13 protein-coding genes are annotated in these 15,633 nt (G+C 55.8%); 5 read left to right on the forward strand and 8 right to left on the reverse strand.

Annotation, left to right across the window (positions count from 1 at the left end; genetic code table 11):
- Positions 1-53: 53 nt before the first annotated feature.
- The 5 genes from HLUCCO03_RS11355 to HLUCCO03_RS11375 are packed head-to-tail and all read right to left on the reverse strand — an operon-like array spanning position 54 to position 4,213.
- Positions 54-326 (reverse strand): DUF2160 domain-containing protein, encoded by a 273-nt coding sequence (locus HLUCCO03_RS11355; RefSeq protein ID WP_027832402.1) that lies wholly within the window; start codon positions 324-326, stop codon positions 54-56.
- Between the two features lie 11 nt (positions 327-337).
- Positions 338-1,132, reverse strand: a complete 795-nt coding sequence (locus HLUCCO03_RS11360; protein ID WP_027832403.1) for a carbohydrate ABC transporter permease — start codon at positions 1,130-1,132, stop codon at positions 338-340.
- Positions 1,133-1,148: 16 nt separating this feature from the next.
- Positions 1,149-2,027, reverse strand: coding sequence for a carbohydrate ABC transporter permease (locus HLUCCO03_RS11365; RefSeq protein WP_027832404.1), 879 nt, complete (start codon positions 2,025-2,027; stop codon positions 1,149-1,151).
- Complete coding sequence (locus tag HLUCCO03_RS11370; protein WP_027832405.1) at positions 2,020-3,123, reverse strand: ABC transporter ATP-binding protein; 1,104 nt, start codon at positions 3,121-3,123, stop codon at positions 2,020-2,022. The genes HLUCCO03_RS11365 and HLUCCO03_RS11370 overlap by 8 nt, the downstream gene beginning before the upstream one ends.
- Position 3,124: 1 nt before the next feature.
- Positions 3,125-4,213, reverse strand: coding sequence for an ABC transporter ATP-binding protein (locus HLUCCO03_RS11375; protein ID WP_027832406.1), 1,089 nt, complete (start codon positions 4,211-4,213; stop codon positions 3,125-3,127).
- A gap of 396 nt (positions 4,214-4,609) precedes the next feature.
- Here HLUCCO03_RS11375 and HLUCCO03_RS11380 point away from each other — a divergent pair, with 396 nt between their 5' ends.
- Positions 4,610-6,442 carry a sigma-54-dependent Fis family transcriptional regulator gene (locus HLUCCO03_RS11380; protein WP_051603888.1) on the forward strand — a complete coding sequence of 611 codons (1,833 nt, stop codon included), beginning with the start codon at positions 4,610-4,612 and terminating at the stop codon, positions 6,440-6,442.
- A gap of 24 nt (positions 6,443-6,466) precedes the next feature.
- Here HLUCCO03_RS11380 and glpK read toward each other — a convergent pair whose 3' ends face one another.
- On the reverse strand, positions 6,467-7,963 hold the full coding sequence (gene glpK / locus HLUCCO03_RS11385) for a glycerol kinase GlpK (RefSeq protein ID WP_027832408.1): 1,497 nt from the start codon (positions 7,961-7,963) through the stop codon (positions 6,467-6,469).
- A 204-nt stretch (positions 7,964-8,167) separates the two neighbouring features.
- Here glpK and HLUCCO03_RS11390 point away from each other — a divergent pair, with 204 nt between their 5' ends.
- Both HLUCCO03_RS11390 and glpD read left to right on the forward strand, forming a co-directional pair.
- A complete protein-coding gene (locus HLUCCO03_RS11390; protein WP_027832409.1) occupies positions 8,168-8,926 on the forward strand; it encodes a DeoR/GlpR family transcriptional regulator in 759 nt (252 codons plus the stop codon).
- A 200-nt stretch (positions 8,927-9,126) separates the two neighbouring features.
- On the forward strand, positions 9,127-10,656 hold the full coding sequence (gene glpD / locus HLUCCO03_RS11395) for a glycerol-3-phosphate dehydrogenase (protein WP_027832410.1): 1,530 nt from the start codon (positions 9,127-9,129) through the stop codon (positions 10,654-10,656).
- Between the two features lie 181 nt (positions 10,657-10,837).
- Here glpD and HLUCCO03_RS11400 read toward each other — a convergent pair whose 3' ends face one another.
- A complete protein-coding gene (locus tag HLUCCO03_RS11400) occupies positions 10,838-11,965 on the reverse strand; it encodes a porin (RefSeq protein WP_027832411.1) in 1,128 nt (375 codons plus the stop codon).
- A gap of 406 nt (positions 11,966-12,371) precedes the next feature.
- On the opposite strand from HLUCCO03_RS11400, the gene HLUCCO03_RS11405 reads away from it, so the two are divergent.
- Positions 12,372-14,126, forward strand: coding sequence for an ABC transporter substrate-binding protein (locus tag HLUCCO03_RS11405; RefSeq protein WP_027832412.1), 1,755 nt, complete (start codon positions 12,372-12,374; stop codon positions 14,124-14,126).
- Between the two features lie 9 nt (positions 14,127-14,135).
- Here HLUCCO03_RS11405 and HLUCCO03_RS11410 read toward each other — a convergent pair whose 3' ends face one another.
- Positions 14,136-14,747, reverse strand: coding sequence for a uracil-DNA glycosylase family protein (locus HLUCCO03_RS11410; RefSeq protein ID WP_027832413.1), 612 nt, complete (start codon positions 14,745-14,747; stop codon positions 14,136-14,138).
- A 119-nt stretch (positions 14,748-14,866) separates the two neighbouring features.
- Between HLUCCO03_RS11410 and HLUCCO03_RS11415 the strand changes: the two genes are divergently transcribed.
- A complete protein-coding gene (locus HLUCCO03_RS11415) occupies positions 14,867-15,601 on the forward strand; it encodes a nitroreductase family protein (protein WP_027832414.1) in 735 nt (244 codons plus the stop codon).
- The last annotated feature ends 32 nt before the right edge of the window (positions 15,602-15,633 follow it).

Below are 15,633 nucleotides of genomic sequence, written 5' to 3' on the forward strand. Positions count from 1 at the left end.
TCATCTAGCTTTGTTTGCATCCATGCAAGAAGGTAAGTCCCTTTTAAATTGGATTAACCCCAGCGCATCAGAATAATCATCCAGACAACAGACACTGCGGTTGCTACCAAAACATGAAGCTCAGTCACCCCGATAAATGCGAGGTGAATGAACGCACTGGTCAGAAGACCAATGAACAGCCGATCACCACGGGTGGTACTGATCGGCAGGAAGCCTTTCCGCTCAATGGAGGGCGAAAAGTACTGCCATACACTCATGCCCGCCAGAATCAGGGCAATCGAGATGAAGAATCCTGCCGTCGGGCCGGTCCAATGCATCCAGCTCATAACAAGCCTCCTCAGGTACGGCCCAGGGCAAAGCCCTTGGCAATGTGATTGCGAACGAAATAGACCACGGCAATGCCCGGCACGATAGTCAGCACACCGGCAGCCGCCAGGGTGCCCCAGTCGATACCGGAAGCCCCTGCGGTGCGGGTCATGATCGCCTGTATCGGCTGGGCCCCGGTTGACGTCAGGGTTCGGGCCAGCAGCAGTTCAATCCAGGAGAACATGAACAGGAAGAAGGCCGTCACACCAATACCGGAACGGATCAGTGGGATGTAGATCTTCACGAAAAACTTCGGAAAGCTGTAACCATCGATATAGGCGGTTTCGTCAATCTCCTTGGGCACACCACTCATGAAGCCCTCAAGGATCCAGACCGCCAGGGCAACGTTGAACAGGGTGTGGGCAAGGGCTACCGCAATGTGGGTATCGAACAGTCCCACCGAGGAGTAAAGCTGGAAAAACGGCAGCGCGAACACCGCCGGCGGTGCCATCTTGTTGGTCAGCAGCCAGAAGAACAGGTGCTTGTCGCCCACAAACTTGTAGCGGCTGAAGGCATAGGCGGCCGGGAGGGCTACTGTCAGACTGATGGCCATGTTCATGAACACATACGTCATGGAGTTCACATACCCCATGTACCAGCTGTCATCCGTCAGGATCTTGATGTAGTTATCAAAGGTGAGATTGGTCGGCCAGAAGCTGAGCGCGCCCATGATCTCGGAGTTGGTCTTGAGCGACATATTCACCAGCCAATAGATCGGCAGGAGTGTCAAGACGATATAAATGATAAATCCAATGCGTGATTTCACGTCTGTCCCCTTGCTTTTATTGTTGGGCTGATTTGTCTTTCTGCGCGTTCATGATGAAGGTATAGAACAACCAACTGACGGCCAGAATGATCAGGAAGTAAATGATGGAGAAGGCGCCTCCCGGACCCAGGTCTCGTTGTGACACTGCAATGGTGGTCAGCGTCTGACTCAGGAAGGTGGTTGAGCTGCCCGGGCCACCACCGGTGAGCACAAATGGCTCGGCGTAGATCATGAAGGAATCCATGAACCGCAGCAGCACACCGATCACCAGCACATTGGTGAGTTTTGGCAACTGGATGTAACGGAACACCGCCCAGCGGGAAGCCCGATCAATGCGCGCAGCCTGGTAATAGGCTTCTGGAATGGCGCGCAGACCACTGTAGCTGAGCAACGCAATCAACGGCGTCCAGTGCCAGACATCCATCAAGATGATGGTAGCCCAGGCATCCACCGCATCGCCGTTGATGCTGTAATCCACGCCCAGCCCGCTCAAGGTCCAGCCCAGCAGGCCGATGTCTGTACGGGCCATGATCTGCCAGATGGTTCCCACCACGTTCAGGGGAATCAGCAGCGGCATCGCCACCAGCACCAGCGCTGCAGAAGCGGCCCAGCCTTTTCTTGGCATCAGCAGCGCGATCCCGATACCCAGAGGTACTTCGATCGCCAGAACCGTGAAAGAGAAGGCAAACTGGCGCAGCAGTGCCGCCTGCAATCCTGGATCACGAAGCGTCTCCTTGTACCATTCGGTGCCGGTCCAGAATGCAGAGTCGGATCCAAAGATATCCTGCACCGAGTAGTTGACCACCGTCATCAACGGAATCACCGCCGAAAAGGCCACAACCACAAAGACCGGAATGACAAAAAACCATGCTTTGTTGTTTTCAATCTTATTCATGATCGGCCTCCACCAGCCGCTCGTCGACGTAGACTTTCAGCCAGGGTTCCGGAAAGCCGATACTGGCGGCCTCCGCGGGAACCGGCTTATCTTCCGGGATTCGTACCTTGACGGTCACCGAGCCAAACTCAACGTCCACCATCCGATAGGTGCCCAGGTCTTCAACGCCGGTAACCAGCACCTCATAGAGCTGCTCACCGGTGTCCGTGCCCAGGGTGACAAACTCAGGACGAATACCCAGCTTGATATTGTCAGAACCACTGCTGCGAACCTTCTCCAGCACCTGTTTACTGACCGGGATCACCTTACCGTTGAACATCAGCCCTTCATCGGTGAGCCTGGGCTCGAAAAAGTTCATGCCGGGACTGCCGATGAAATAGCCCACGAAGGTATGGGCGGGACGCTCAAACAGCTCCTGGGGGGTGCCAAACTGAACGATTTGCCCTTCGTACATCAGGGCGATCTTGTCGGCGAAGGTTGAAGCTTCCAACTGATCATGGGTGACGTACACCATGGTGATATCAAACCGCTGATGGATCTGCTTGAGCTTGCGCCGGAGCCGCCATTTCAGTTGCGGATCAATGACCGTCAGCGGCTCATCGAACAGGATCGCCGTGACATCTTCACGAACCAGACCGCGTCCCATGGACACTTTCTGCTTCTGGTCCGCACTGAGGTTCTTGGCCTTGCGCTGCAGTTCGCCGGAGAGCTCCAGTACGTCAGCCACTTCCTGAACCTTCTCGCGAATCTTCTCCTCCGAGAAACCACCCTGATTGCGCAGGGGGAAAGCCAGATTGTCATACACCGTCATGGTGTCGTAGATCACCGGGAACTGGAAAACCTGGGCAATGTTGCGCTTTTCCGGTGGCAGCTCGTTCATCCGCTTGCCGTCAAACAGCACATCGCCCTCCGAGGGTGTTACCAGGCCGGAAATAATGTTCAGCAAGGTTGACTTGCCGCAGCCAGACGGCCCCAGCAGTGCATAGGCGCCACCCTGGTGCCAGACGTGCTCCATTTTCCGGATGGCGTAATCCTCTGGCCCGGACGGCTTCTTGCTGTAGGAATGAGCCAGGGTTTTAAGCGTGATTTCTGCCATATCAGAAGCCCTCCTCCCGGCCAGGCACAAGAAGTGTGCTGCCGTCAGATGCAAATGCGTAAAGTTTGTGGGTGGGGAAGTACACCTTGATCTGCTCGTCAGGGCGGTACTGATAAATGCCTTGCAGGTGCAGCACCAGCTCGAAGGATTCACTATGCACATGCAGGAATGTCTCGGAACCGCTGATCTCGGCAAGATCCACGGTAACCGCCACTTCCAGATCGTCATCCGCGTGGGGCACCAGGCCAATGTGTGACGGGCGTACCCCGAACTGGTAACTGCCCGATTCCAGGCTGGCCAGATCGGCGTTCAACTGAAAATGTACCTGCTCATCAAAGGTCACCTGATTGTCGCTGATCCGGCCGGGGACGATATTGATGGGCGGCTCGGAAAAGATTTCAGCGGTCTCGATATCGTCAGGCCGGTGATAGACATGGGGGGTAGGCCCCTTCTGCAGTAACCGGCCCTCGTGCAGTACCGCGGTTTCGCCACCCAGGGCCAGGGCTTCCTGGGCTTCGGTAGTGGCATAGACCGCGATGCAGTTGCGCGCCTGGAAGAGGTCTTTCAGTTCACTGCGCAGAGCCTCACGGAGTTTGTAGTCCAGGTTGACCAGCGGCTCGTCAAACAGCACCACATCGGCATCCTTGACCAGAGCCCGTGCCATGGAAACCCGTTGCTGCTGGCCGCCGGAGAGCTCAAGCGGCAGTCTGTCCAGAAGGTTTTCGATCTTCAGAAGTTCTGCTGTCTCACGGACCCGGCGATCGATTTCTGTCTTGTCGTGCCTGGCGAGCCTGAGCGGCGACGCAATATTCTCGAAAACGCTCATGGTCGGATAGTTGATGAACTGCTGGTACACCATTGAAATGTTGCGTTTCTGTACCGCAACACCGGTCACATCCACATCGTTCATCAGGATTTTGCCGCTTGACGGCCGGTCCAGGCCCGCCATGATGCGCATAAGACTTGTTTTGCCGGCAAGTGTCCGACCGAGGAGGACGTTGAAGGAACCGGGTTCCAGCGTCATGGTGACGTCAGATATCCAGGTTTCCCCGTCCACAACGCGCGACACATTCTGCAGCGTTAAAGACATGCTTTTTCCCTTTCGGTTGTTGTTTTGTTTGAACTGAGTGTACAAGAGCTGTGCCAAAACGAAAAGATACGAAAATATTTTTTTCAGATCCCTGTAATAAAGGGCTGCAGCTGGCATCTTCAGTTTCAGGCACTTGCAACTTGAGTGTTCAAAATGTTCATTCTGCTCAAATATCATGAGCCGAATGAACACCTGCACAGAATTCAGATATAATATTTATTTTCAGTAGGTTATATGATTTAACCTGTCCTCACCTCCCTGGATTCCGTGAACAGATAGAAACAGTTATTGACCACAGCAGGATTGATCAACAATACTTCTGGTGTTCGTAAACAAATTTTTAGCACGAAAAAATACCGAGTTTTCTCTAAAACGAACACCAGAAGGTGGTTTGTCATGGACTATTCTTCCAGAATCAGCGCCCTGCCCGGTGAAAACCCGCAAGACCCGATCGAAGAATCATGGGAGCGCTGTCGCAACCTGGGCCTGGACAACAACCAGACCCCCGGGCACGGAAGCTGCGATCCCCGGGAACTGGTTGCCTTGCAGAGACAGCACGCCAGCCTGTTAAAAGCGACCGAAGACGAGGCAACCCCCTACTTCGACAACATGCTGCACAATACCCAGTGTATGGTCGTGTTCGCCGATCCCGGCGGCACCATACTGAAAACCCTGCACCCTGAGTCGCAGTTGCCTGCCATGTTCGAAGGCATCCGCCCTGGCAGTATCTGGGACGAAGCCTCTGCAGGAACCAATGCCATCGGAACCAGCCTGGCAACGGCACAAGCGGTGCATGTCAGGGGTGACCAGCACTACCTCAAGACCCATCGCCATCTCACCGGCTCCGCAACTCCGTTATTCGATGCCAACGGCGATCTGGCCGGAAGTCTCTGCCTGTGCGCAACCACCCGAATGCCCGGTGATTACTCCCTCGGCATGGTGAAACTGCTGTCCCATGGCATTGAGAATCGTCTGATTTTTCAGACTTATCAAGCCGACTTCCACATATTGAAGTTCAACACCAGTGCATCCAGCCTGGACAGCAGTTGGGCCGGCCTTCTGGTGGTGGATTCCGACGGCACCATCAGGGCAGCCAACCGGCGCGCACGCACGCTGCTGGGGGAAAGCCTGGCAACAGGCAATCTGCGTCACCTGTTCGATCTTGATCTTGCCGATCTCACGGCAGCCGCGACGGCAACTCCCATGCGGCTGAAGGCCAGGGGCAACTATCAGATTCTCGCCCAGGTGATACCACCGAAGGCGATACGGCCGGCTCATGGAGCCAGACAGGACACCACCAATATTCCGGAGGATGTAATCAACCCCGGGCGACTTGAACACGGCGACAACCGGGTCAGGCGGCTGGTAAACCAGGCCCGGAAAATGATGGAAAAGGACATCCCCCTTCTGGTATTTGGCGAGACCGGCTCCGGCAAGGAGATCCTTGTTCGCAGCCTGCATTACCACAGCAGCAGGGCGGCAGGGCCGCTGATTGCAGTCAACTGCGCTGCAATTCCCTCCGAGCTGGCGGAATCGCAGCTGTTTGGCTACGAGAAAGGCGCGTTTACCGGTGCCCACAACAAAGGATATGTGGGTCTGATCCGACAGGCGGACGGGGGCACTCTTTTCCTGGACGAAATCGGTGAAATGCCGTTGATGCTTCAATCCAGGTTATTGAGGGTATTGCAGCAGCGGGAGGTTACCCCCCTGGGATCGACCGAGAGTTACCCGGTGGATATCAAACTCATCTCGGCAACCAACCGGAGCCTGCGGGACGATATTTCAAAAGGCCACTTCCGGCAGGACCTGTACTACCGTATCGCCGGGCTTAACCTCGAACTGCCTGCCCTCAGGGACCGGACCGACAGACAGGCGCTGATCCGCTTTGTGCATCAGCGCCTGACCGGGACCGAACCGGGGCCGGCCCTGAGCGACACCATGCTGAACCTGCTGTCCCGCCATCCCTGGCCCGGTAACATCCGCCAGCTGGTTCATGTGTTAAAGGTTGGTCTTGCCATGGCCGATGGCGAGCTGCTGGAAGAAGACCACCTGCCCGATGACTTCTTTGCAGACAGCGACGAGCCGGTCAGTATTCAAACCGAACCACTCGACGAACTGCTTCCGCGGCTATACCGGGCCAATGGCGGCAATGTATCGAGGACGGCACGAGCGGCTGGCGTCAGCCGCAATACGGTCTACAAGTATCTGAGACCGCTCACTGCAGGCTGAACACTTTCCCGGCCAACGCCACGATCATGTGGGGTTTTCGGGGCTGCTTTGCAGCTTCGCCACAGCGGAGCACCAGCCGTCGTAGAGCTCGTCCCGCTTCTGCTTGGTCATCTGTGGCTCAAAGCGCCGATCACATTGCCACGCCTCCTGGAGCGCCTCCAGTGATTCGTAGATTCCCGCCTGCAGTCCGGCCAGATAGGCGGCACCCAGAGCCGTGGTTTCCACCATTCTGGGGCGGTCTACAGTGGCACCGAGAACGTCCGCCAGAAACTGCAGCACCCAGTTGTTGGACACCATTCCACCGTCAACCCGTAACGCGATCGGTCGCAAGCCGTCTTTCTGCATGGCCCTCTGCAAGTCCTTGGTCTGGTAACAGACCGACTGCAACCCGGCAGTGACAATCTCCTTGATTCCGGTATCCCTGGTCAATCCGAATATCGCCCCCCGGGCATTGGGGTCCCAATAGGGAGCACCCAGCCCGGTGAAGGCCGGCACCAGGTAGACACCATGGTCAACCGGCGTCCCTTCCGCCAGAGGTTCGGTTTCGCAGGCGCTTCTGATCAGTTGCAGGCCATCCCGCAACCACTGAACGGCCGCTCCGGCGATGAATATACTGCCTTCCAGTGCATAAACCGGCTTGCCGTTGAGACGGTAGGCAATGGTTGTCAGCAACCGGTGCTCCGAGGTCAGGGCTTTTTCGCCCGTGTTCAGCATCAGGAAGCAGCCGGTTCCGTACGTACTTTTTGCCATGCCGGTTTCATAGCAGGTCTGGCCAAATAACGCTGCCTGCTGGTCGCCGGCGATACCCATGACAGAGGCGCCTTCGAGCCGTCCATTACCCACGATCAGACCAAAGTCAGCTGCCGAGTCCATGACTTCAGGCAGCAGGGCCGCCGGAATGCCGAACAGCTCCAGCAACTCCTGATCCCACTCCTGAGTATGGATATTAAACAGCATGGTGCGGCTTGCATTGGTGGCGTCCGTGCGATGGACCTTTCCGTCGGTCAGTCGCCAAAGCAGAAAACTGTCTATAGTACCGAACGCAAGTTCACCGTTTTCGGCGCGTTGCCTGGCTCCGGGGACATTATCAAGAATCCAGCGAATTTTCGTAGCCGAAAAATAAGGATCTATCAGCAACCCGGTCTTGCTGTTCACTGACGGCTCCAGACTCTGTTTTTTCAGCGTTTCACACCAGTCCGCGGTTCTTCGATCCTGCCAGACGATAGCAGGATACACCGGCTCGCCAGTCGCCCGGTCCCAGAGCACCGTGGTTTCTCGCTGGTTGGTTATCCCAACCGCAACCACCTCGTCGTTTTCGCCACATCCTTTCTCCATGACATCGTCACAGACTTCCCTCACCGTGCGCCAGATGTCCTCCGGGTCGTGCTCAACCCAGCCACTGGCCGGAAAATGCTGGGGAAATTCCTGCTGGCTGGTGGCATGTATGCTGGCATCCAAAGTGAAAAGAATCGCCCGGGAACTGGTCGTCCCCTGATCTATCGACAGAATATACTGGGTCATAGCTTTTGGCCTCGGGTGTTCTTATTTTTTCGTATTTTTACTTTTTTGAAAACAAAAGCCAACCTTTTTCATAAACCGGAAATCACTCGAACTCTACAACTCCCTAAAAAGGCTGCACAAAGACCCAAAACACTCTAAACTGAACGCGGGTAAAGAATCGCTATTTCGTTCGTTACAGAAAAACCGGATGCCGGAGGAGATTGAATGGCACAGCGACGCAGACAGGATCTGATCATGGAGCTGATCCAGCAGAACGGCTTTGTGACAACAGAACAGCTTGTAGACCAATTCAAGGTGACGCCGCAAACCATTCGCCGGGATCTGAACGAACTGGCCAGCCAGAAGAAACTCCGTCGCCATCACGGCGGAGCGGGGATTGACTCCAGCACTGTGAACACGGCCTACCAGGCTCGCAAGATCATGGATCTGGAAGCAAAAGAACGTATCGCCGAAGCTCTGGTGGAGATGATTCCCGACAACTCCTCCATGTTCATCAACATCGGTACCACCACTGAAACCATCGCCAAGGCGCTGCTTGAGAAGAACAACCTTCAGGTGGTGACCAACAACCTTCACGTCGCCTCCATCCTGTCTGCCAGGGAGGACTTCCATATCATTATCGCCGGTGGTGAAGTCCGGAACCGCGACGGTGGCATTGTAGGTGAAGCAACACGTGACTTTATCAACCAGTTCAAGATGGACTTCGGAATCATCGGCATCAGTGGCATCCATAGCGATGGTTCACTGCTTGATTTTGATTACCGGGAAGTCCGCGTGGCTCAGGCCATCATTGAAAACTCGGGCCAGGTGCTTCTTGCCGCCGACCACTCCAAGTTTGGCCGCAACGCCATGGTTCGGCTTGGCAGTATCGCCCAGGCCGACCATGTATTTACCGACGAGCCGCCTCCCGTCGAAATCCGCCAGCTACTGCGGGAAAACAACGTAGAACTTCATCTGGTCTGACCTCACCCGGGATTAACCCTCTCGTTTTCTGACGGATTTTCCGAAAGCGCACTGTTCACTGCCGCACACTTTTTCGTTTTTTTTCTGTATTTTCCTTTACGAATATATTTTGCTTTCGCATAATATAGGAATACGTTTCTGGAAAAATCGGAAAGAGCGCCCGGATGCGTCCTTTCACAGGCGTCAGGAGATGACACAAGATGACCGAGGAGAACAACAGATTTGACGTTGTCGTTGTGGGCGGCGGCGTTAACGGAACGGGAATCGCGATGGATGCTGCGGGCCGTGGCCTCAGGGTGTTGCTGTGTGAAATGAACGACCTCGCCTCGGCGACATCCTCCAATAGCAGCAAGCTGATTCATGGCGGCTTGCGCTACCTGGAGCACTATGAGTTCCGGTTGGTTCGCGAGGCACTTGCGGAGCGGGAATCGCTGTTGCGAAATTCTCCCCACATCATGTGGCCGATGCGCTTCCGGCTACCCCATCGCCCTCACCTTCGTCCTGCCTGGATGATCAGGATGGGACTGTTCCTTTACGACCACCTTGCAAAACGGGAAATTCTGCCCGGGTCACGATCGATCAGGTTCGACGAGAAAGATCCGTTGAAGTCAGACATCACAAAAGGATTCGAATATTCCGACGGCTGGGTGGATGATGCCCGCCTGGTGGTGCTGACGGCCAAAAAAGCACAGGAATGCGGCGCCACCATTCTGACCAGAACCAAATGCATCAATGCTGAACGGGGCAAGGACACATGGGATGTCTCTCTCCAGGACATGAACGATGACAGCATTCACCATGTTACGGCAAAGGTGATCGTCAATGCCTCGGGGCCCTGGGTGAGCCGCCTGTTCAGTGAAAGCCTTGCGATGAAGGCGCCGAAGAACATTCGTATGGTCAAGGGCAGCCATATTGTGGTTCCGAGGCTGAATCGGGAAACCGAGGCCTACATCCTGCAGAATGAGGATGAGCGCATCGTGTTCGTTATCCCTTATGAGGATGAGTTTTCTCTCGTTGGTACCACGGATGTGGATTACGAGGGCGACCCGAAGAAGGCGAGGATCTCCCCGGAAGAAACCGAATACCTTCTTGACATTGTCAACTCCCACTTCAAGCGGCAGTTGACCGCCAGCGACGTGGTCTGGTCTTACTCCGGTGTGCGTCCACTCATGGATGACGAAGAAGGCGATGCCAAGAAGGCTTCCCGGGACTATTCCTTTGAAGTCAGCAGGGAGAAAGGCAAGGCCCCGGTTATTTCCGTATTCGGCGGTAAAATCACAACCTACCGCAAGCTTGCGGAAGCTGCCACGGACAAGCTGTGCCAGTTCTTTCCACAAGCCGCAGGCCCCTGGACCAAGCATGCCATTCTTCCTGGCGGTGACTTTGAGAATCACGACACCCTCGAAGCGCGTATTTCCGAGGATTACCCCTGGCTTCCCGAGGCAGTCTGCAGCCGTTATGTGCGTACATACGGAACCAACGCCTACCACATCCTGGACGATGCCAAATCCATTACTGACCTGGGTTACCGGTTCGCCGGAACGCTTTATGAACGCGAAGTGGAATACCTGATCAAATACGAATGGGCGATGACATCGGAGGATATCCTCTGGCGCCGCACCAAACAGGGGCTGTACGCCACTGAAGAAGATGTCCGTGAGCTCGACCGGTATTTGGCTGCTCAGGCAAACCCGCAACCACAAACCGTTGCTCTCCACCACAGCGCCTGAACCACTCTCTCAGGCATTTGCTCCGGCCGGCTCTACCGTCCGGAGCTTTTTTGTGGGTGTAATTCGCCCGATCTGGCTATTCAGGACGAGTCCGCTTGAATAAAAAAAGCCGGGTGTCTTTCGACACCCGGCTTTCTGCCTGAACGCTTCCTCCTTCGAAAGAGGAAGTTATCAATCTCGCTTAGAAAGTAAGCTGTGAGCCTACGATGAAGGCGTTGTACTCATTATCACCTGTCTCGGTGCCATAGGTTTGGTATTCGGCCATCAGGGTCAAAGCGTCTGTGGCCGCATAACGGGCAAAGATCATGGTGAGATCAGAGTCGTTTTCGCCAGTGCCAATATCATCTTCTCCTTCGCCATAGCTGGCACCCAGGGTCGTGGCGCCAAAGTCGTAGGTAGATTCAACATACCACTGGCTGGCGTCTTCCTCCTGATCGTCGAGACGAGCAGCAAACACGCCGTTACCGGTACCTGATGTCATGGCGTAGTTGGCACGAACACCCAGGCCACCCAGGGATACCGAACCACCAAAGTCAACGCCGGACATGGTGTAGTCATCAAAGGCGCCGGTTTTCGAATCAACGTCCTGGGTAAACGCACTGGTCCACAAAGAGAACATGTCCGCAGAGTAAACCACGTTACCTTCAATCCGTGGCGTGGCGTACTCCGCATCACCGCCTGGGTCCTCAGCATCGCTTAACTTCGACGGTGTGAACACACCTACCTTGAATTGCAGACCGCCCAGGTCATTGGAGGTATACATCACTCGGGGTGTGAAGTCCGCGTAGAAGTAACCATTGCCGATCCTGCCCGCAGTTGCAGCGACTTGATCAGGACCACCCCCGATCAATCCAACGCCCAGAGCACTGCCATTATCGCCGATGGCCGGCGTGCCGTAGATGCCAAAGCCCTTACCGATGTTGACGGTACCGAAGTCACCGGCGACCGCGATTTCCGCCACACGGCTGCGGAAGTCTTCATCGGCATCGCCAATCGACAGGTTGGCGTTCATCTGGAAATGGCCAGACACTGTGAGGCCATTCTGGGTTGGTGCGTAAATGTTGGTTTGAAGCGTCGCCGGGTTAAACCCGGTCGTGACGTTGAACGCGTCTTCTTCATCTTCGAAGTCACCGAAGACCGCGAAAACCGGGATATGGCCGTTCACCCCGAACTTCCAGCCACTATCTGATTCCAGTGACAGCTCAGCGGCCGCCGGAGCTGAAAAGCCTCCCGCGACAAGGGCAACACCCACTGCAAGAGCGGACAGCCTGAGAGTTTTAGCATTAGAACAGTTTTTGTTTTCGATCATGATAGCTTCCTATTATTGTTTGAGATTTTCCGACCTGTCAGCCCTTTCTCTCGTTGGAGTTTCGATTTCCCTCAATTGCAATACATCAGGTACGTCCTCCGTGCTGACCGGCACTGCCATCCCGAACATTCATTGCGGTCTTTGACCGGCTTGTGTTTTCGAGACAACACAAATCTAACTCGCAAAGGAAAAAATGGAAAGTTTTAGAACATTATTTTTTCACTTTTATTGCACATTTTATGAGCATATTCCAGCTAAAAAATCTTAACTACTTGTCTTTACGGTCTTTTATCGGATTACATGAACTGTCATAAATTTTCGTTGACGAACCATATAGCGAACATTACGCTCAGTAATGTAGTAAAACCAACAACAAGCGAAGAAAGCAAAACAATAAAGGTGTCACATGAACAGATGGCCGATTGTCGCTGCTACCCTCTGTATTCTCTGCATCCCTGCAGCCAGTCACGGATCCGACACTTTCAACTCGTTGCCGGAAGCACGCAGGCAGGTTATCGAGCAATGGATTTCCGAAAGCTTCCAGGCGTCCACACTGTCACCGGAAGAACAGGCTGAAGAGCTGGCCTCGTTTGCCTCGGCAGCGGCCTCCCTGGAGGGCCTTGAGATTTCTGTGCTGTCGGAAGATCTGGCCACGCATCGTTATGAATCGGATGTTCTCGCCCGCGCCTTCTCCGAAATCACAGGAATCACAGTCAATCACGACCTGAAGCCCGAAGGGGAGGTGATTCGCCAGGTCAACCTGCAAAGAATCATGGCCGCCAAGGGTCGCTATGACGCCTTCGTTAACGATTCAGACCTGATCGGAACCCACTCCCGGACCGGCTGGGCACTGGCCCTGAGTGACTACATGGAAGGTGAAGGGCGGAACTTCACGCTGCCGACACTGGATCTGGACGATTTTATCGGGCTGAGCTTTGTGACCGGGCCGGACGGCAAGATATATCAACTACCGGACCAGCAGTTCGCCAACCTCTACTGGTTCCGCTATGACTGGTTCCAGCGCCCGGAGCTGCGGGCGGCGTTTGAGGAACGCTACGGTTACGAGCTGGGCGTTCCCCTCAACTGGTCCGCCTACGAGGATATTGCCGAGTTTTTCAGCGTTCACGTGAAGGAGATTGATGGCGAGCGGGTGTACGGTCACATGGACTATGGCAAGCGGGACCCATCCCTCGGATGGCGCTTTACGGACGCCTGGCTTTCCATGGCTGGTGCGGGTGATTCGGGGCTGCCCAACGGCCTGCCGGTGGATGAATGGGGCATCCGCATGGAAGGGTGTCATCCGGTGGGTTCATCGGTTTCACGGGGCGGCGCCACCAACGGTCCGGCCGCCGTGTACGCACTGCAGAAGTACATCGACTGGCTCCGAAGCTATGCACCACCGGAAGCTCCGGACATGAATTTTTCCGAAGCCGGCCCGATACCTGCCCAGGGGCAAATTGCCCAGCAGATTTTCTGGTACACCGCGTTCACCTCTGACATGACCAAACCGGGGCTTCCCGTAGTTAACGAGGATGGCACCCCCAAGTGGCGAATGGCCCCCTCTCCCCATGGAGCCTACTGGTCTGAAGGCATGAAGCTGGGTTATCAGGACGTGGGAGCCTGGACCATTCCGCGGGTCATGAGCGACCGCCGGCAGAAAGCGGCCTGGCTTTACGCCCAGTTCACGGTCTCAAAGTCTGTATCACTCCAGAAAACCCTGGTTGGTCTGACACCTGTTCGGGAGTCGGACCTCAACTCGGAGGAAATGCAGGCGATGAGTCCGGAACTGGGCGGGCTGGTTGAGTTCTACCGCAGCCCGGCACGGGAAGCCTGGACGCCAACCGGTGTAAACATTGCTGATTACCCCAAACTCGCGAAGCTCTGGTGGCCCAACATTGCCGATGCCATGTCGGGAGAACGCACCGCGCAGCAAGCCATGGACAAGCTGGCTGAAAGCCAGGATCGCGCCATGGCGGTGATGGAAAGAAACTTCAGTGTGAACAGTTGCGCGCCCCGTATCGCCTCAGACAGCGAAGCTGAAGGACGCGAGTACTGGCTGGCGCAGCCCGGTGCCCCCAAGCCCAGGCTGGAGGATGAAAAACCACCGGGGCGAACCATCCGCTACGAAGACTTGTTGACGCGCTGGGAAGAAGCTCGCTAGTTGCGCCGATTAACGAGCGTGTTCGCGGCCAAGCAGCTCGCGAACCCGGCTCTGCAGCTCCGGAATCACCTCCCGCTCAAACCAGGGATTACGACGTAACCAGAGATTGTTCCGTGGGCTGGGGTGCGGCAGTGGCAACAGTTCCGGCCAGACCTCCTGCCATTGCCTTACCCGGTCAGTGACAGACTGTTTGGGGCCGGGTAAATGCCAGGCGTGGGCATACTGGCCGATCACCAGCGTCAGCTGGATATTGTCCAGGCGCTCAAGCAGCAGGTTCCGCCAGGCAGGGGCGCACTCCGGCCGCGGCGGGAGGTCACCGGACTTTCCGGTACCGGGGTAGCAAAACCCCATGGGCAGGATGGCCAGCTCGTTCTCGTTGTAGAAGGTTTCCCGGCCAATACCCATCCAGTCCCGCAGGCGGTCACCACTGGGATCATTGAAAGGCAGACCGGTCTCGTGTACACGGCGACCAGGGGCCTGCCCCACCACCAGTATGGAGGCGGATCGGGACACCTGGATAACCGGTCGCGGGCCCAGCGGCAAATACGCCTCGCAGATTCTGCACTGCCTTACCTGCGCCACCAGTTCATCAAACGGTATCTGTGAATCAATCCTGGTCATTCCTGCCAATCACTCCAGAACAATAGGCCATTGCATAAACATCCGGGTACCGTAACCTTAAAGCCTGTGGTCATAACCGACAAACAAGCCGCAAGAAGCCGGCGAAAGGACAAACTTCCATGAATGCCAAGTCAGACATAGCGCCCAACCCGACTCTGGAGGAATTCCGAAAGGTGGTACGCAGCCGCCGTTCGGTTCGCCGGTTTACGGATGAACCGGTGCCGGATCACGTGCTGGATGACTGTCTGGATCTGGCCATGCTGGCGCCCAACTCCAGCAACCTGCAGCCCTGGGAGTTCTTTGTGGTCAGAACACCGGCCCTGAAAGCAAAGCTGGCTGAAGCCTGCCTGGGGCAGAATGCCGCGAAAACCGCGCCAGTACTGATTGTCATTGTAGCCAGAACGGATACCTGGCGCCGGCATTCCCGCATGGCCCTGGAACAGTGGCCGGAAGAAAAGCTGCCCGGCATTGTAGAGAAATACTACTCGAAGATTGCCCCGATCCATTACAACCAGGGGCCTTTCGGTTTATTCGGGGTGGCGAAGAAAGCAGCAGGCCTGGTGGTCGGGCTCACCAGGCCGGTGCCAAGGGGCCCCTATTCTCCCAATGAAATGAAAATCTGGGCCACCAAGTCCACGGCACTGGCAGCCGAGAACCTGATGCTGGCATTAAGGGCCCACGGCTACGACTCCTGCCCGATGGAAGGGTTCGATGAGTGCCGGGTACGGAAACTGCTGAAGCTGCCTGAAAAGGGCCTGGTGACCATGGTGGTGGCGGCGGGAAAGCGTTCTGAAAAAGGGGTATACAACCAGCAGTACCGTTTTGACAAGGCCGAGCTGGTCCACTACCTGTAGGCAGTATTGTCGCCGCTCCCGGTCTGGGCGAC

Origin of the sequence: Marinobacter sp. HL-58 (genome assembly GCF_001314605.1) — a bacterium.
Lineage (GTDB): Bacteria > Pseudomonadota > Gammaproteobacteria > Pseudomonadales > Oleiphilaceae > Marinobacter.